We start from the raw sequence: 16,971 nt of genomic DNA on the forward strand, positions 1-16,971 counted from the left end.
GCGTCCGGTCGGCGCTCAGTCGAGCTCGCGCGTGAGTTCGGCCAGCGGCGGCACCAGGCTGTCGTCGTCACGCCCGTGCGGCAGCACGACGACCGGCGCGTAGCTCAGCTGCTCGTCCATGAAGCGCGACATGACCTGCCAGGTGCCCAGGCTGCTCAGGCCCGCGACCACGACCACCGAGTAGCGCGGGTTGAATGGGTTGTCGCCGGCGGCGATGACCGCGCTTTCCGGGTGGGCGTAGCGCTCCTCGCGCACCTCGAACGACTGCGGGCCGAAGCCGACCGGCAGCTGACCGGCCAGCCGGGCCGTGAGCGAGTTGGTCGCTGGCCGTCCGACCAGCAGCAGGTGGTGGCGGCGCAGATCCTCCTCGCTCACCTCGCGGTCGGTCAAGAGCCGGGGCAGCACATTGTGCTCGCGCCGGCGCAGCGATTGCTGCAGCAGCTTGGCGGCCTCGAGGTTGCCGGTGGCCTCGTCCCGCGTGCCGGCGACGATCAGCACCTGTTCGAGCTCGTCGTCGAGCGTCAGGATGGTGAAGGGCGAGCCATTGTCGCGCGCGGTGGTGCCGTACTTGTCGACGGTGACGCGGGTAGGTCGCTGAGTGGTCGCCAGCGTGACGGTCCTGCGCGGACCCGAGACCAGGAACTCGCGCGTGACCTCGCCGTCATCGGTCTCGACCGTGACGGGCACCGAGAGCGCCGGTCCCAGCCGGGAGCCGTCGAGTTCGACGGTGGTCTGCCAGCCCTTGCCGCTGCGGGCGACCTTGGTGCCCAGCAGGCCCAGGCGCGGCAGTCCGGTCCGATGGAGCCACCAGTCGAACACCGGCCCCAGCGCCTGGTCGGTGCGGCCTTGCAGGAAGCGCTCGAAGTCGCGACCCGTCACCGGCTGGCCGGCATGCTGGCGGCCGAACTCGTCCATGGCCTGGTCGAAGACCTCGGCCCCGACGATGCCGCGCAGGGTGTGCAGCAGCAGCACGCCCTTGCCGGTCGCGACCCGATACCACTGTTGGTCCCGGTAGCTGGACTGGGTCTGCGCGAGCGGGACATCCCGTCCGGCGCGCACGCCGAGCTCGTATTGCGAGCGGTAGTAGGCGATCTCGACCGCGATTTCGTCGAGTGCTTCCTCCGGCAGCGTGCCATCCGCCGCTTCACGCCGGAGCCGGTGCTCGAGCGCGACGATGCGCTCGTAGTTGGCGAAGCCGGTCGCGAGCCAGATGTCGGCGTCGCCCGCCGGCAGCAGCGTGCCTTGCCAGGCGGGCGGGTCGCGCAGCCGGTCGCTGGCGCTGGCCTTGTGCGCCAGCGGCCGCTGCGGGGGCTGGAGATCAACGGCCGGCTCCTCGTCGGGCGGCTGGGCTGGTGGCGGGTTGACGCCGAGCCGGGTCCAGGGGTTGTGGATCAACGGCTTGATGCCGGGGAACTGCATCTGCTCCTTGACGCTGGGCTGCCAGATCGCGCCGACCGGCGGCCCGAACGAGGCCCAGGTCTGGAAGCCGGCCGCCAGCGTCGCATCGGTGTACTTGGCGTCGACGGCATAGGCCGAGACGATCTCGGGCGTGCTCAGCATGCGGCGGGCGAAGTCGAGGTCGATCGCCCCCTTGCTCTGCTCGTACATGCGCAGCCAGACGGCGTCGCGCTTGGATGGCTCGTAGACGGCGGCCGCCGAGGGGCGACCGTCGAGCGCACCGGCGGTCTCCAGTCGGACCGCGCGGTCCTTGATGTTGTTGTCGCTCCAGTAGAAGCCCTCGGCGCCGGCCAGCCACTCGTTGCGGCTGCTGCGGCGCAGCACGCGCTGGTGGGTGCCCAGGGTCAGCAGCGCGATCTCGTTGCGCCGGATGTCGGCCAGTATCCATTCCGTGCTCACCAGGCCGTTGCCGTCGCGCCCCAGGATCTCGACCGCGCTGTCGATGCTGTCGGCGTATTGCTGCGCCTGCCGGATGCGCGAGGCCAGCGACACGCCCGCCGGGGCCAGCGGCCCCTGATCGAGCGTGGTCTCGCTCAGCAGCAGGCCGGCCTCGTTGATCGAGTAGTCCATGCCGCTGTGCATGCCGCCCGGCGTGGTCTGCATCACGAAGCGGTAGCCCTGGCTGGGCCTGACCTCCATCCAGACGTTGTAGTGGTTGGCCGGATACAGGTCGTACATCGTGATGTGGCCGAACACCAGCTTGCCGTCGCGCGTCGCGGGGCCGATGGCGGCGAAGGCGTTGCAGCGCAGCGGCTTCTTCTTGCGTGGCTGCGCGGCCGAGGCCTGCTTGCGCTCCGCGCTGGGCGAACCGCGCAGGCCTTCGAGTCCGGTCGGCGTGGCCGTGAGCGCGTCGTCGAGCGTGTCGATCTCGTTGCTCGAGTTGATCGTCACGATGTCGGCCAGCTCGACCGGCCGGCCGTGGACGGTCGCGCCCTCGGCGGCGGCGCCGTCGGCGATGCCCTTCATCTCCTGCAGCTGTTCCTGCGTGAAGCCGCGCAGGAACATGGCGTTCGACAGCCGGCGGTTGTGCTCCCAGGCCTGGCGCGGCGCTTCGGGTCCCCAGTAGCGCGACAGCGCGTCGATGTAGCTCGCGATCTCGTGCGCCAGCAGATGGCCATGCTGCCGCCCGCGCTCGTAGGGCTCGCCCTGGATATGCACGACCGTCCAGCCCGCTTGCGGATGGCGCCAGCCGGCCTGCCAGCGTTGCACGGCGCGCGGGTCGATGCCTTGCGCCGTGGCCTGGCCCACCGTCCCGAGCCAGCACAGCAGCGCCAGGGCGGCCGCCAGCCCAGGCCGGGTCGATTGAAACTTGCAGAAGGATTGACTGGCCATCGCGGGGCTCAGCTCAGCTTCTTGACCAGCACCATCGACTTGCGGTCCCAGTTGTACTTGAGCTTGCGCGCCTCGGGCAGCCAGTCGGGGTCGACCTGCTCGAAGCCACGCTTGAGGAACCAGTGCATGGTGCGGGTGGTCAGCACGAAGATGCTCTTGAGTCCCATGAGGCGGGCGCGCTGCTCGATGCGCCTGAGCAGCTTCTCGCCGTCGCCCTGGCCCTGTACCTGGGGCGAGACCGTCACGGCGGCCATCTCGCCGGTGCCGGCCTCGGGGTAGGGGTAGAGCGCGGCGCAGGCGAAGATCACGCCATCGTGCTCGACGATGGTGTAGTGGCCGATGTCGCGCTCGATCTCGGTGCGGTTGCGCTTGACCAGGGTACCGTCCTTCTCGAACGGCTCGATCAGCTGCAGGATGCCGCCGACGTCGTCGGCCGTCGCCTCGCGCAGTTCCTCCAGCCGCTCATCGACCAGCATGGTGCCGATGCCGTCGTGCACATAGACCTCCAGCAGCAGCGCGCCGTCGACCGCGAACGGGATGATGTGGCTGCGCTCGACCCCGGCCTTGCAGGCGGTGACGCAATGCTGCAGGTAGAACGCCGTGTCGGTCGGCTGCAGCGCGCGCGGCGACTCGGCCAGGATCCGCACCGCCTGCGCCAGCGGCAGCTCGGTGTCGATGGGGTTGTCCTCGCTGGCGGGCTCGTTCGGCCGCATGCGGATGCCGGGCACCTCGCTCAGGAACAGCAGCTTGTCGGCCTTCAGCGCGATCGCCACGCTGGTGGCGACCTCCTCCATGCCGAGGTTGAAGGCCTCGCCGGTGGGCGAGAAGCCGAACGGCGACAGCAGCACCAGCGCGCCCATGTCGAGCGTGCGCGCGATGCCCTGCACGTCGACCTTGCGCACCAGCCCCGAGTGCTGGTAGTCCACGCCGTCGATGATGCCGACCGGGCGCGCGGTGATGAAGTTGCCCGAGATCACCCGCACCGTGGCGCCGGCCATCGGCGTGTTGGGCAGGCCCTGGCTGAAGGCGGCCTCGATCTCGTAGCGCAGCTGGCCGGCGGCTTCCTGCGCGCAGTCGAGCGCCACGCTGTCGGTGATGCGGATGCCGTGGTGGTATTTCGCGCTCTGGCCCTTGGTCGCCAGCTGTTCGTTGACCTGCGGCCGAAAGCCGTGCACCAGCACCAGGCGCACGCCCATGCTCTGGATCAGCGCCAGGTCCTGCGCCAGGTTGGGCAGCTTGCCGGCGGCGATCGCCTCGCCCGGTATCCCGACCACGAAGGTCTGGTTGCGGAACTTGTGGATATAGGGTGCCACCGAGCGGAACCAGGGCACGAAAGTGAAGTTGAATACGTTGGACATGCGGTGAATGTGGAGCGCGCGGGCGCGGGTGGCGACCCTTTAGGATAATCGAGGGTTTCGCATCCCACGGAAGTTTGCCACTTGCAGTCCGCCTCTTTCACCATCGAGTTCCCAGAATCCCTGCCAGTGTCGGCGCGCCGCCACGAGATCGAGGCCGCCATCGCCGGTCATCAGGTCGTCATCGTCTGCGGCGAGACCGGCTCGGGCAAGACCACCCAGCTGCCCAAGATCGCGCTGGCCATGGGGCGCGGCGGGCAGGCGCGGCGCCAGGCGCTCGCCAGCGCCGAGGGCCGGGCGGCGGCGGCGGCCAACGCTGCTGGCGATCGTCGCCCGGCGCGTGGACAGCGTGGGCAGCGGCCCCAGCTGATCGGCCACACCCAGCCGCGCCGGATCGCGGCCAGCTCGGTCGCGACCCGCATCGCCGAGGAGCTCAGGACCCAGATGGGCGAGGTGGTCGGCTACAAGGTGCGCTTCCACGACCGTCTCGGCAAGAACGCCTCGGTCAAGCTGATGACCGACGGCATCCTGCTGGCCGAGACCCAGACCGATCCGCTGCTGCAGGCCTACGACACGCTGATCATCGACGAGGCGCACGAGCGCAGCCTCAACATCGACTTCCTGCTCGGCTACATCAAGCAGATCCTGCCCCGTCGACCCGACCTGAAGGTGATCGTGACCTCGGCCACGATCGACGCCGACCGCTTCGCGCGCCATTTCGAGTCCGCCAAGGGTCCGGCGCCGGTGATCATGGTCTCGGGTCGGACCTTCCCCGTGGAGCAGCGCTACCGCCCGTTCGAGGACAGCCGCGACTACGGCCTCAACGAGGCGATCGCCGACGGGGTCGACGAGCTCTGGCGCGGCGGGGCGCTGGCCGGCGACATCCTGATCTTCCTGCCCGGCGAGCGCGAGATCCGCGAGGCGGCCGACCATCTGCGCAAGCATTTGAGCCACCAGCCGGTGCTGCGCAGCGCCGAGGTGCTGCCGCTGTTCGCGCGCCTGAGCGCGGCCGAGCAGGACCAGATCTTCAAGCCGCACGGCCAGCGCCGCATCGTGCTGGCGACCAACGTGGCCGAGACCTCGCTGACCGTGCCGGGCATCCGCTACGTGATCGACGCCGGCACCGCGCGCGTCAAGCGCTACAGCCTGCGCAGCAAGGTCGAGCAGCTGCTGGTCGAGCCGATCAGTCAGGCGGCGGCGAATCAGCGCGCCGGCCGCTGCGGCCGGGTGGCCGACGGCATCTGCATCCGGCTCTACGACGAGGCCGACTTCAACGGGCGGCCGCGCTTCACCGATCCCGAGATATTGAGATCGTCGCTGGCCTCGGTGATCCTGCGCATGAAGTCGCTGCACCTGGGTCATGTCGAGGACTTCCCGTTCCTGGAGGCACCGACCCGGCGTGCGATCACCGACGGCTACCAGCTGCTCAACGAGCTCGGCGCGGTCGACGACCTCAACGAACTCACCACGCTGGGCGCCGAGCTGGCCAAGCTGCCGCTCGACCCGCGCGTGGGCCGCATGATCCTGGAGGCCAGGAGCCGCAACGCCCTCGACGAGGTGCTGATCATCGCCTCCGCGCTCAGCGTGCAGGACGTGCGCGAGCGCCCGCTCGAAGCCCAGGCCCAGGCCGACCAGGCGCACGCCAAGTTCGACGACGAGAAGAGCGAGTTCACCAGCTACCTCAAGCTCTGGCATTGGATCGAGGAGGCGCGCGGCGGCAAGATGGCGGCCACCCACAAGCTGTCGAACCGCCAGTACGAGGCGCTGCTGCGGCAGAACTTCGTCAGCATGCGGCGCGTGCGCGAGTGGCGCGACATCCACAGCCAGCTCCACACCGTGGTGGCCGAGCATGGCTGGAAGCTCAACAGCACGCCGGCCAGCTACGAGCAGCTGCACCTGTCGATGCTGTCGGGGTTGCTCGGCAACATCGGCTGCAAGCACGAAACCGAGGAGGTCTATCTGGGCGCGCGCGGCATCAAGTTCCACCGCCACCCGGGCGCGCACCTGAGCAAGCGGCCCGGGCGCTGGATCGTCTGCGCCGAACTGGTCGAGACCGCGCGCCTGTTCGGCCGTGGCATCGCCGCGATCGAGCCGCAATGGCTGGAGCAGGTCGGCGCCCATCTGCTGAAGAAACAGCTGCTCGACCCGCACTGGGAGAAGAAGGCGGCCGAGGTCGTCGCCTACGAGCGCGCCACCCTCTACGGCCTGGTGGTCTACAGCCAGCGCCGTCTGAACTACGGCCGGGTCGATCCGGTCGGCGCGCGCGAGATCTTCATCCGCGAGGGCCTGGTCGGGCAGGAATGGGAGACGCGGCTGCCGTTCCTGGCCGCCAACCGCAAGCTGATCGCCCAGGTCGAGGAGCTCGAACACAAGTCGCGCCGCCAGGATGTGCTGGTCGATGACCCGCTGATCTTCGCCTTCTACGACGCGCAACTGCCACCCGAGGTCTGCAGCGGGCGCGAGCTCGAACTCTGGTACCGCGAGGCGTCCCGGGGCCAGCCGAAGCTGCTGCACCTCACGCGCGACGAGCTGATGCGGCACGAGGCCGCCGGCATCACGACCCAGGCCTTCCCCAAGCTGGTCAAGATCGGCGGCGTCGATTGCAGCGCGAGCTACCTGCACCAGCCTGGCGACCCCAAGGACGGCATCACCGTCAGCCTGCCGCTGTTCGTGCTGAACCAGGTCAGCGAGGACCGTTGCGAGTGGCTGGTGCCCGGCATGCTCAAGGACAAGATCCAGGCCCTGCTGAAAAGCCTGCCGCAAAAGCCGCGCGCCCGGCTGGTGCCGCTGCCCGACAGCGCCGAGAAGCTGGCTGCCATCCTGAGCGCGCCTGAGCGCTGGGCGCAAGGATCGCTGACCGATGCGCTGCTGAAGGAGGTCAAACGGATCACCAGCCTCGATGTCAAGCGCACCGACTTCAAGCTCGACATGCTGCAGTCGCACCAGTTCATGAACCTGCGCGTGGTCGACGAGCATGGCCGCCAGCTCGGCCAGAGCCGCAACCTGCCGGCCCTGAAGGCCGAGCTCGGCGCCAAGGCGCGCGGCGCCTTCCAGGCGCTGGCCAAGCTCAAGGTGGCGGATCTGGGGGCGGGCGAGGCGGGCGCCAACGCTGCCAATGCCGAAAAAGCCGCAAAAGTCGCCGACAGGGCCGTCCCGCAGCCCAAGGCCGCTGGTCAAGGCCAGGCAGGTGCTGTGGCACAGCCGGCCACTGACGCCGCCCAGCGCCACACCGCCTGGACCTTCGGTGACTGGCCCGAGATCATGGAGATCCGCAAGGGCGGCCAGACCCTGATCGGCTTCCCGGCGCTGATCGATGCCGCAGACGCGGTCACGATCGAGGTCTTCGACGAGCCCGAGGTCGCGGCCAGGAAACACCGCGCCGGCCTGCGCCGCCTGTTCGCCTTGCAGATCCGCGACGCGCTCAAGTATCTGGAAAAGAACATCCCCGACTTGCAGAAGATGGCGGTGGCCTACATGGCCCTGGGCACGCAGGAGGAATTGCGCGAGCAGATCATCGGTGTCGCGATCGACCGCGCCTTCCTGCTCGATCCGTTGCCGGCCAACGCGGCCGACTTCAAGCGCCGTCTCGACGAAGGGCGTGGCCGGCTGACGCTGATCGCCAACGAGGTCGCGCGCCTGTGCGCCACCGTGCTGGTCGATTACGCGGCGGCGGCGCGCAAGCTGAAGGACTGCAAGTACGCGCCCGAGGCAGTGGCCGACGCCAGTCAGCAGCTGCAGCGCCTGATCTCCAAGCGCTTCCTGGCCGATTCGCCCTGGTTGCAGCTGCAGCATGTCCCGCGCTACCTCAAGGCCATCGTGCTGCGGCTGGACAAGTACCGCGCCGACCCCGCGCGCGATGCGTCACGCCTGGCCGAGATCCGGTCGCAAGAGCAGCGCTACTGGCGCCTGGTCGCCGAGCGCAAGGGGGTGCAGGACGAGCGCATGAACGAGCTGCGCTGGCTGTTGGAGGAATTGCGCGTGAGCTTCTTTGCCCAGGAGCTGCGCACGCCCCAGCCCGTCAGCGTCAAGCGGCTGGAGAAGGTCTGGGCCCAGCTGGGCTGATCGCCCGGCCCCAGGCCGCGAAGTTCGGGTTTTCGAAGCCCGGCTTGCCGTGGCGCAGCGGCTGGCCCTGCAGGTCCTCGACCCGGCCGCCAGCGGCTTCCAGTACCGCCTGGCCAGCCGCGATGTCCCACTCCATCGTGCGGCCCAGGCGCGGGTAGAGGTCGGCCTCGCCAGCGGCCAGCAGGCAGAGCTTGAGCGAGGAGCCCGCGTGGATGATCCGGGCCACGCGCTGCTGGCCCGCCAGGTAGGCGTTCAGCGCCGCCTGGTCGCCATGCGAGCGGCTGGCCAGCACGGTCAGGCCCTCGGCCGGTTGCGCCCGGCATGAGATCGCTTGCCGCGTGCTGGCATCGTCCCCGGCCTGGGTGAAGGCACCCAGGCCCGCCGCGCCCGCGTAGAGCTGACCCAAGGCTGGTGCCAGCACCACGCCCAGCACCGGCCGGCCGTGCTCGATCAGCGCCACGTTGACGGTGAACTCGCCATTGCGCTGGATGAACTCGCGCGTGCCGTCGAGCGGGTCGACCAGCCAGAAGCGCGGGCCGAGCTCGCTGGCCGCTGGCGCCTGTCCGGCCGCCGCGGCTTCCTCGGCCACCACCGCAACGCCCGGCAGCAGGGCAAGCAGCACCGGCGTGATCAGCGCCTCTGCAAGCTGGTCGGCCTCGGTCACGGGCGAGGCGTCATCCTTGGCTGCGACGGCGAAGTCGCGCGCATACACCGCCATGACGAGGCGGCCGGCTTCCAGCACCACGGTTGCGACCGATTCGAGCAGTTCGCCGAACCCGGGCCGGGCTGGCGGATCAGCTGTGTTCTGGCTTGTCATGCCGGTTGACCAGTGCCGCCGCTTCAGGCGGCGTAGCCATTCGGGTTGCCCAGTTGCCAGCGCCAGGCGTCGCGCATCATCTGGTCCAGCCCACGCCCGGCCCGCCAGCCCAGCTCGCGCGCCGCCTTGGCGGGGTCGGCCCAGCATTCGGCGATGTCGCCCGGGCGGCGCGGCGCGATCCGGAACGGCACCGGTCGGCCCGAGGCCTGCTCGAAGGCACGCACCATCTCGAGCACGCTGTAGCCCTGGCCGGTGCCCAGGTTCCAGGTCCGCACGCCGCCCTCGGTCGCCAAGGCCCGCAGCGCCTTGAGGTGGCCATCGGCCAGATCGACCACATGGATGTAGTCGCGCACGCCGGTGCCGTCGGGCGTCGGGTAGTCGTCGCCGAACACCGCGAGTTCCTTCAACTTGCCGACCGCGACCTGGGCCACATAGGGCAGCAGGTTGTTCGGGATGCCGTTGGGGTCCTCGCCGATCAGGCCGCTCTCGTGGGCGCCGACCGGGTTGAAGTAGCGCAGCAGCGCGATCGCCCAGCGTGGCTCCGACCGGGCCAGGTCGCGCAGCAGCTCCTCGACCATCAGCTTGGAGCGGCCGTAGGGGTTGGTGGGGACGCCGGTCGGCTGTTGCTCGCTGATCGGCATCACGGTCGGCTCGCCATAGACGGTGGCCGAGCTGCTGAACACCAGCCGATACACGCCGGCTGCCGCCATGGCCTGGCACAGCGTCACGGTGCCGGCCACGTTGTTCTCGTAGTAGGCCAGCGGCTCGCGCACGCTCTCGCCCACGGCCTTGAGGCCGGCGAAATGCAGCACCGCGCTGATCTGCTGCTCGGCAAACAGGCGGTCGAGCAACGCGCGGTCGCGGATGTCGCCCTGCACGAATCGCGGCTGGCGGCCGGCGATCTCGGTGACGCGGCGCAGCGACTCGGCCGAGCTGTTGCACAGGTTGTCGAGCACCACCACCTCGTGGCCGGCCTGCAGCAGCGCCAGCGTGGTGTGCGATCCGATGTAGCCGGCGCCGCCGGTGACGAGTATCTGGCCTGGGTTGTGTGGAATCGGGTTCATGGCGGGATTATCGCCCGTCATTCTGACTGGAAGTGGGCGTGGCGTCGGCATGCCACCGATCAAGCCGGATTTTTCTTGCGCATCTGGCCGGCAGACCAGGCGCTGCCCATGGCGGCCGTGATCACGCAGGCCACGGCCAGCAGCTGGACGGGCGAGAGCCGCTCGGACAGGATGAGCCAGCCCGCCATGGCCCCCACCGCTGGTTCCATGCTCAGCAGCATGCTGAACACCGGCTTGGGCAGACGGCCCAGTGCGTAGACTTCGAGCGTGTAGGGGATGGCGCTGGCCAGCAGGCCCACGCCCAGGCCCTGCAGCAGCAGGCTGGCATCCAGCAGGGCGGGACCAGCCTGCAGGATTCCGACCGGCGCGACGACCAGCGCCGCGATGGCCAGACCCATGGGCGCCGCCATCTGGCCGTGGCGCCTAGCCGCTCGCTGACCATAAATGATGTAGCCGGCCCAGCACAGTCCACCCGAGAGCGCGTAGGCCACGCCCACCGGGTCCAGTGCGGCCGCCTGTTCCAGCCCAGGCAGGGGCAGCAGCAGGCCCAGGCCTGCCAGTGCCAGCGCGATCCAGCACCAGTCGCTGGGCTTGCGCGCCCCCCAGAGTGCGACCGCCAGCGGTCCCGAGAACTCGATGGCGATCGCCAGGCTCAGCGGTATGGTCGCCAGCGAGCAGTAGAACAGCAGGTTCATCAGACCGAGCGCGGCGCCGAACAGGCCCAGCATGGGCAGATCGGTCCGAGTCCAGCGCCTGCGCCAGGGCCGCATCAGTGCCGCCATCAGCAGCGCCGCGAAGAACAGGCGGTAGGCGGTGGCGCCGGCAGGTCCGAGCGGCGGGAACAGTCCCTTGGCGAAGGATGTGCCCACGCAAAGCGAAATCAGTGAGCCCGTCAGGGCCGCGACGGGACGCAGGGGGAAACTCAATTCAGGCTTTCGGGGGGAAGGTGGGGACGCAGGACGCCAGATCGGCCTGGCGCGAGCTGCAATGCCGCAAGAGCATAAACGCAGTCCGGCGCTGGCTGGCACCGGGCCTGGCCCAGGCGCAGCGGTGCGTCGCACCGGTTGCTTCATGGGGGCAATGATCAGCGATTTCTAAAAATCCCCCAATTTGTCTAGGACAAAGTGGGTTTTGTGAGGGAAAATAGGCCCCAGTCCATATACGAGCAGGGTTGAATCATGATCTCCAGAAAAGTTATCAAGGCTGTGGAAGCCGCCGTTCTGGTGGCTTCGCGTACGCCCGGCAAGCCGGTGACCGTCAAGGAAATGTCCGACACGCTGGGCATGTCCGTCGGCTATCTGGAAGTGCTGGTGCGCGATCTGCGCGAGCATGGCTTGCTGGTGGCCCATCGTGGCCCGGGTGGCGGCTACCAATTCAACGCCGCCCTGTTTCGTGATCCGCGTGGCGTCAGCCTGTGGGATGTCGTCCGGATCTACCAGGAGCCGGAAGACGCCGATCCTGCCCCGCGCCCGTCCGATGCCTTCGCCGGGGTGGAGGCCGCGCTGCACGACAGCTTCCGGCGTGCCTGCCAGGCCGTGAGCCTGCTGGAGGTGGCGTCCTCCATCGACCTGGCCAGTCCCAGGCCGACAGTGGCCGAAGGACCGTTCAAGCTCAAGCCGTTGCCGCGCCCCATGCTGCCGCACGGCGTGAGCTCGGTCTTCCAGTGGGCCAGGGCTGCCGTGCCAGAGCCGGCCTGAGCCTCGGGCCTGGCCTCAGGGGGCTGGCCGGCCCGGACCCTGCCTGCCGTCGGCGCGCGCCGACAGGTAGGCGTAGAGGTCCATGACATGGGCGTTGACGGCGGGCTCTTCCTGCCAGGCCGGCATGGCCAAGGTGGCCTCGCGGCGTTGCACCGCCTGCTCCAGCCAGGACTCGCGCGACTGCCCCGGCGGCAGCGTCCAGTCGTAGCGCTGCAGCACCAGCCCGACGAAGCGGCGCGGTCCCATGGTGTGGACCAGGGGCAGCAGGTTGGGCGCCTCGGCCGCGCCGGTTCCAGCCGGGCCGTGACAGCTCGCGCAGCGGTCCTGGTAGACCCGCCAGCCGGTGTAGACGGATCCCGGTGGCTGGAACAGCCGCGCCAATTCGCGCGCGGGCCGGGTATTGCTGATTTCGAGCGCGCAGCCCTGCAGCAGCATCGCGCCAGCGAGCGCCAACCCCCATTTACCCCATTTGCCGAACTCGGTTCTCATTCAGGCCCTCCTCGCAGGCGTTCCGTCGTTTTTGGTCCAGGTCATTCTGCACCCAAGCGCCGTCCGGCCACAAGCAAAAAGAAAACCCCGCTCCTGTGAGGAAGCGGGGTCGGGGCTGTCGTCCTGATCCAGCGGCTTCGGGGCTACCCGTCACCGCTTGGCAGGCCGGGAGCTCAGGCGTTCTTGCCGCCCTTGGCCGCAGCGCCGGTCATGGCGTTGAAGCTGGACTGGGCCTGCGAGGTGGCCTGGGTCACGGTCTTCTGCATGGTTTCCATGGCGCTGGTGGCAGCGGACATGGCGTTCTTCATCGCGGCGATCATGGGCTCGGTGCCAGCCGGAGCCGACTTGGTCATGTTCTCGAAGGCAGCCATGAAGGGCTGTTGGCCGGCGCCGCCGAAGCCCTGCGCGAACTTGCCGAGGTTGACGTCGGAGGCGGTGCTCGAAACGATCTCGACCAGCTTCTGGCTGTACGACATGGTGCGCTCGGTGACCGACTTGAGCACCGAAGCCTGCAGGTCCATCAGTTCCTGCGGGTTCTTGGCGCTGGTCATGGCCTGTGCCAGCTTGGAGGCGTCGTCAACGGCGGCCTCGGCGGTCTTCAGGTTCAGTTCGACCAGCTTCTTGACGCTCTCGGGAGCGGCCGGATTGCTGGCGAGCATCTGTTCGATGTTGGTCTTGTAGCTGGAGAAGAGTTGTTCGGTGTTGATCATGGCTTGGGCCTCGGTATCGGTTATCAGGGTAAAACTTTAATGTTGCACTGCAACATGGCTTCATTCTAAGCCTCCCGCGCGGGCCTTGCCAAGCGTTTCTGTTGCGGTCGGGAGATTTATTTGCGCTGTACCGCCAGGGCCCGTGCCGAAGCCGCCTTGCCTTTAGCGCGATGCGTTCAGCATCTGTCCGACCGTCCAGTCCACGACCTGCAGCGCGAGGCGGTCGCTGGCGTCACCGAAGGCCCGTACCACCGCTGGCAGATCGCGCTCGGCGGCCGGCTGGCTCAGCTCGAAGCGTCGGCTCGCGACGATGCGCTGCGTGGCGGGACGCACCAGGCGCAGGTCCAGCCGCAGCAGCACCTGTACCTGCCCGTCCCGGTAGACGCCCTGGAAGGCGCGCAGGTCGCCGTCGAGCTCGAAATCGGCTTGCAGGATGCGGTCGTCGCTGCTGAGCGTCGCAATCCTGCCGTCGCTGCGCAGCGCGTCGAGCAGGCGGTTGCGCAGCAGCTGCGGGGCCGGCTCGCTCCATTGGGCGCCCTTGTAGTAACTGACCCGGTCGCCTTCGGGCTGCACGAGCATGCGCTGGCCAGCCAGCAGGTTGCTGGCGGCCGGCCGCGTCACGCGCAGCGAGGCGGGCATCGGGACCGGCAGGGCCGCACCGGGGGGCGGCGTGACAGACACCGGCAGGGTCGAGGGCAACAGGAAGACCTCGACCGGCGCCGGCTTGGGCAGCACCGAGCAGCCCGGCAGCAGGCTGCAAGCCAGTGCGGCGAGTGCCAGGCCGTGCCTCCAGTGCAAGATGTGATGGCGCCTAGCGTCGGGCTGGACGGGGGGGTAGCAGGTCTGGGTCATGGCTGGAATTCCTTGATCGGCTCGCGGCCCAGCAGGAAGTCGGCGGGCCTGTCTTCGAGCTGGCGGCTGATCGCGCGCAGCGAGGCGAGGGAGGCGCGCAGTTCGCCCAGTGCCGGTCCGATTTCGGACAGGCCGCGCAGGCCGCTGTCGATGGTCCCCCGGTTGTCGACCACCAGCTGGTCGACGCTGCGCAGGGTCTGTTCGAGCGCGGCGAGCGAGCGCTGGGCGCCTTGCAGCGTCTGGGCCCCCTGTTCGTCGACCAGGCGCTGGCTGGAGAGCATCAGCCGGCTGGCCTGCTCCAGCGCCGCGTTGGCGCGTTCGCTGGCCAGCGCGAGCGAGCGCATCGCCTGCGCGAGGTCCTCGCGTTGCTCGGCCACGGTGGCGCTGGCTTGCTCGACATGCTGCAGCGTGCGCCGGATGCTGTCGGCGTTCTCGGTCGAGACGATGGTCCTGACCTGCAGCAGCAGTTCGTTGACGTTGAGCACCGCGTCCTCGCCCTGGTTGAGCAGCTTGCTGATCTGCGACGGGGTGGCCTTGATGATTGGCACGGCGCTGCCTGGGGGGCGCAGCTCGCGGCTGTTGGCGTCGTTGCCGCTGCTCAGGCGGATGAACGAGGTTCCGGTCACGCCAGCCAGCACCAGTCGCGCGCTCGTGTCGGTGCGGATCGGGGCGCTCTGCTCGACGCTGACCCGGGCGTAGACCCGCTGCGGGTCCTGCGGGTCGAGCCGCAGTTCGGTGACTTCGCCGATGCGGATGCCGTTGAACTCGACCTTGCTGCCGCGCGACAGGCCCGAGACCGGCTCCTGAAACAGGATGTCGTAGCGATACGGGGCCTGGTCGCCGCCGGCCTGGCCCAGCCAGAGCATCACCCCCAGCAGGGTGGCGGCGGCCAGCAGCGTGAAGCATCCGATCAGGATATGGTGGGCTCGGGTTTCCATGTCTGGCTATCCGTTCAAGGGTGACTGGTCGCCGCGCAGGGCGGCACGCCCGCGCGGGCCATGGAAGTAGTCGCGCACCCAGGCGTCGTCGCTGGCGGCCACCTGTTCCAGCGTGCCGGTCACGAGCACGCGCTTGCCGGCCAGCACCGCGACGCGGTCGGCGATCGCGTGCAGCGTGTCGAGGTCATGCGTGACCATGAAGACGGTCAGACCGAGCGCGTCGCGCAGCGTCAGGATCAGCTGGTCGAAGGCGGCCGCGCCGATCGGGTCGAGCCCGGCGGTGGGTTCGTCGAGCAGCAGGATGTCGGGGTCGAGCGCGAGCGCGCGCGCCAGCGCCGCGCGCTTGATCATGCCGCCCGAGAGGTCGGCCGGGTACTTGGCCGCCGCGCCGGCGGGCAGCCCGGCCAGCGCGATCTTGAGCGCGGCCAGCCGCTGCGCGTCGCGTGTCGACAGACCGGCGTGCTCGATCAGCGGCAGCGCGACGTTCTCGGCCACGGTCAAGGAAGAAAACAGCGCGCCTTGCTGGAACAGCACGCCCAGGCGGCGTTCCAGCGCCTGGCGCTGCTCGGTTGGCAGCGCGAGCAGGTCCTGGCCGAACAGGCGCACGCTGCCGGCCTGCGGGCGGTTGAGGCCGACCAGGGTGCGCAGCAGCACCGACTTGCCGCTGCCGGAGCCGCCGACCACGCCCAGGATCTCGCCGCGCCAGACGTCCAGCTCCAGCCCCTCGTGCACCAGCTGCTGGCCGAACTGGGTGCGCAGGCCGCGCACCTCGATCACGGCGCTCACCAGCGCATCTCCATGAAGAACAGCGCGGCGATGGCGTTGACCACGATCACGACGAAGATCGACTGCACCACGGCCGAGGTGGTGTGCTCGCCGACCGATTGCGCGCTGCCCGCGACGCGGAACCCCTCCAGGCAGCCGATCACGGCGATCAGGAAGGCGAACACCGGGGCCTTGCTGATGCCGACCAGGAAATGGCGCAGGCCGATGGTCTGCTCCAGCACCGACAGGAACATCGTGGGCGAGATGTCGAGCTTGAGCGCGCAGACCAGCATGCCGCCCGCTACACCCGAGCCCATGGCGACCAGCCCCAGGATCGGCAGCGCGACCAGCAGCGCGAGCACGCGCGGCAGCACCAGCAGCTCGACCGGGTCGAGCCCCATCACGCGCAGCGCGTCGATCTCCTCGTCGGCGCGCATGGAGCCGATCTGGGCCGCGAAGGCGCTGGCGGTGCGCCCCGCCACCAGGATGGCCGCCAGCAGCACGCCGAGCTCGCGCAGGAAGGCGTAGGCGACCAGGTGCACGGTATAGAGGCTGGCGCCAAAGGTCGACAGCACGGTGGCGCCGAGGAAGGCGACCACGGCGCCGACCAGGAAGCTCAGCAGCGCGACGATGGGCACCGCGTCGAGCCCGACCCGTTCGAGCTGGGCCGCGCAGGCGGTCAGGCGCCAGCGCCTGGGCCGCCAGAGCAGACGCAGCCCGGTCTCGATCGTGAGCCCGACGAAGCCCGCCAGGCCGATGGCGTGCTGCCAGAACGCCAGCATCGCGCGGCCCATGTGCTCCAGCAGGTCACCGAACTCGTAGCCGCCGAGGCCCGGCGGCGAGGCTTCGCTGTCCTGCATGGCCTGGCAGCAGGCGGTGATCAGGCTGCGCCGCTCCGGCGTCAGCGGGCTGTTGTCGTGCGCGAGTTGCCGCAGACGCTGCAGGCCCAGCAGATCGTGCAGCAGGCTGGCCCCGGCGGTATCGAGCGCGCCCAGCCCCGAGGCATCGATCGCCATGTCGGCTGTCAGCAGCGGCCGCAAGGCCTCGATCTGCTCGGCCAGCGCGGCGTAGCGCGGCAGGGTCCAGTCGCCGCTGATGCACAGCGCCGGCCGGCCCTGGGCGGTCATCAGCTTGGCCTGTGCGGTGGCGGGGCTATCGGGCATGGATCGACTATACGACCTGGCGTGCAGGATGAGCGGGCAAGAAAACCAAAAAGCCCAGCAGTCGCAGAACTGCTGGGCTTTTGATGTTTGGTTGCGCGGGCAAGATTTGAACTTGCGACCTTTGGGTTATGAGCCCAACGAGCTACCAGGCTGCTCCACCGCGCGTCAGAGGCTCTATTATGCGCTGGTATTCGAAGGAATCCCGGCAACGGCGCATTTTTATTTTCCGGGACGACATTGAGTAATATCGCAGCCTTGCCGAGCCAGCG

Annotated in this window: 13 protein-coding genes and 1 tRNA gene; 2 read left to right on the forward strand and 12 right to left on the reverse strand. The window is 69.1% G+C overall.

From position 1 onward, the window contains the following. Positions 1 to 15: 15 nt before the first annotated feature. Together PHR85_RS04800 and argA are read right to left on the reverse strand one after the other, a co-directional pair. Entirely contained in the window at positions 16 to 2,790 is a 2,775-nt protein-coding gene (locus PHR85_RS04800; protein WP_300051153.1) for a C45 family autoproteolytic acyltransferase/hydolase, read from the reverse strand. An 8-nt stretch (positions 2,791 to 2,798) separates the two neighbouring features. Further along, a complete protein-coding gene (gene argA / locus PHR85_RS04805) occupies positions 2,799 to 4,148 on the reverse strand; it encodes an amino-acid N-acetyltransferase (RefSeq protein WP_300051155.1) in 1,350 nt (449 codons plus the stop codon). Positions 4,149 to 4,229: 81 nt separating this feature from the next. On the opposite strand from argA, the gene hrpA reads away from it, so the two are divergent. Next, positions 4,230 to 8,207 carry an ATP-dependent RNA helicase HrpA gene (gene hrpA, locus PHR85_RS04810; RefSeq protein ID WP_300051157.1) on the forward strand — a complete coding sequence of 1,326 codons (3,978 nt, stop codon included), beginning with the start codon at positions 4,230 to 4,232 and terminating at the stop codon, positions 8,205 to 8,207. Here the strand turns inward: hrpA and cysQ are convergent. From cysQ to PHR85_RS04825, 3 genes are read right to left on the reverse strand one after another with little or no spacing between them, the layout of a single operon-like run. Continuing rightward, positions 8,170 to 9,024 (reverse strand): 3'(2'),5'-bisphosphate nucleotidase CysQ, encoded by an 855-nt coding sequence (gene cysQ, locus PHR85_RS04815; RefSeq protein ID WP_300051160.1) that lies wholly within the window; start codon positions 9,022 to 9,024, stop codon positions 8,170 to 8,172. The genes hrpA and cysQ overlap by 38 nt on opposite strands. Before the next feature lie 23 nt (positions 9,025 to 9,047). Continuing rightward, on the reverse strand, positions 9,048 to 10,088 hold the full coding sequence (gene galE, locus PHR85_RS04820) for a UDP-glucose 4-epimerase GalE (RefSeq protein ID WP_300051162.1): 1,041 nt from the start codon (positions 10,086 to 10,088) through the stop codon (positions 9,048 to 9,050). Positions 10,089 to 10,147: 59 nt separating this feature from the next. Next, a complete protein-coding gene (locus PHR85_RS04825; RefSeq protein WP_300051165.1) occupies positions 10,148 to 11,014 on the reverse strand; it encodes an EamA family transporter in 867 nt (288 codons plus the stop codon). Positions 11,015 to 11,266: 252 nt separating this feature from the next. On the opposite strand from PHR85_RS04825, the gene PHR85_RS04830 reads away from it, so the two are divergent. Continuing rightward, positions 11,267 to 11,785 carry an Rrf2 family transcriptional regulator gene (locus tag PHR85_RS04830; protein WP_300051168.1) on the forward strand — a complete coding sequence of 173 codons (519 nt, stop codon included), beginning with the start codon at positions 11,267 to 11,269 and terminating at the stop codon, positions 11,783 to 11,785. Between the two features lie 15 nt (positions 11,786 to 11,800). On the opposite strand, the gene PHR85_RS04835 is transcribed toward PHR85_RS04830, so the two are convergent. The 7 genes from PHR85_RS04835 to PHR85_RS04865 all read right to left on the reverse strand — a co-directional run bounded on the left by PHR85_RS04835 (position 11,801) and on the right by PHR85_RS04865 (position 16,867). Then, on the reverse strand, positions 11,801 to 12,274 hold the full coding sequence (locus PHR85_RS04835; RefSeq protein ID WP_300051171.1) for a c-type cytochrome: 474 nt from the start codon (positions 12,272 to 12,274) through the stop codon (positions 11,801 to 11,803). 173 nt (positions 12,275 to 12,447) lie between these two features. After that, entirely contained in the window at positions 12,448 to 12,984 is a 537-nt protein-coding gene (locus PHR85_RS04840) for a phasin family protein (protein ID WP_300051174.1), read from the reverse strand. Positions 12,985 to 13,146: 162 nt separating this feature from the next. Beyond that, a complete protein-coding gene (locus PHR85_RS04845) occupies positions 13,147 to 13,836 on the reverse strand; it encodes an ABC-type transport auxiliary lipoprotein family protein (protein WP_300051176.1) in 690 nt (229 codons plus the stop codon). Then, entirely contained in the window at positions 13,833 to 14,774 is a 942-nt protein-coding gene (locus PHR85_RS04850) for an MlaD family protein (RefSeq protein ID WP_300051178.1), read from the reverse strand. The genes PHR85_RS04845 and PHR85_RS04850 overlap by 4 nt, the downstream gene beginning before the upstream one ends. A 6-nt stretch (positions 14,775 to 14,780) precedes the next feature. Next, on the reverse strand, positions 14,781 to 15,560 hold the full coding sequence (locus PHR85_RS04855) for an ABC transporter ATP-binding protein (RefSeq protein WP_300051180.1): 780 nt from the start codon (positions 15,558 to 15,560) through the stop codon (positions 14,781 to 14,783). After that, a complete protein-coding gene (locus PHR85_RS04860) occupies positions 15,557 to 16,702 on the reverse strand; it encodes an ABC transporter permease (protein WP_300051183.1) in 1,146 nt (381 codons plus the stop codon). Before PHR85_RS04860 ends, PHR85_RS04855 begins: the two co-directional genes overlap by 4 nt. Positions 16,703 to 16,790: 88 nt before the next feature. Then, positions 16,791 to 16,867, reverse strand: a tRNA-Met gene (locus PHR85_RS04865). Positions 16,868 to 16,971: the final 104 nt, after the last annotated feature.

The organism is Malikia sp. (assembly GCF_028687635.1).
GTDB lineage: Bacteria > Pseudomonadota > Gammaproteobacteria > Burkholderiales > Burkholderiaceae_C > Malikia.

Bases quoted from the DNA above. Each gene is read 5' to 3' on its own strand.
- PHR85_RS04800 (WP_300051153.1), bottom strand. From the start codon at position 2,790: ATGGCCAGTCAATCCTTCTGCAAGTTTCAATCGACCCGGCCTGGGCTG.
- PHR85_RS04840 (WP_300051174.1), bottom strand. From the start codon at position 12,984: ATGATCAACACCGAACAACTCTTCTCCAGCTACAAGACCAACATCGAA.
- PHR85_RS04860 (WP_300051183.1), bottom strand. From the start codon at position 16,702: ATGCCCGATAGCCCCGCCACCGCACAGGCCAAGCTGATGACCGCCCAG.
- argA (WP_300051155.1), bottom strand. From the start codon at position 4,148: ATGTCCAACGTATTCAACTTCACTTTCGTGCCCTGGTTCCGCTCGGTG.
- galE (WP_300051162.1), bottom strand. From the start codon at position 10,088: ATGAACCCGATTCCACACAACCCAGGCCAGATACTCGTCACCGGCGGC.
- cysQ (WP_300051160.1), bottom strand. From the start codon at position 9,024: ATGACAAGCCAGAACACAGCTGATCCGCCAGCCCGGCCCGGGTTCGGC.
- PHR85_RS04835 (WP_300051171.1), bottom strand. From the start codon at position 12,274: ATGAGAACCGAGTTCGGCAAATGGGGTAAATGGGGGTTGGCGCTCGCT.
- PHR85_RS04830 (WP_300051168.1), top strand. From the start codon at position 11,267: ATGATCTCCAGAAAAGTTATCAAGGCTGTGGAAGCCGCCGTTCTGGTG.
- PHR85_RS04850 (WP_300051178.1), bottom strand. From the start codon at position 14,774: ATGGAAACCCGAGCCCACCATATCCTGATCGGATGCTTCACGCTGCTG.
- PHR85_RS04845 (WP_300051176.1), bottom strand. From the start codon at position 13,836: ATGACCCAGACCTGCTACCCCCCCGTCCAGCCCGACGCTAGGCGCCAT.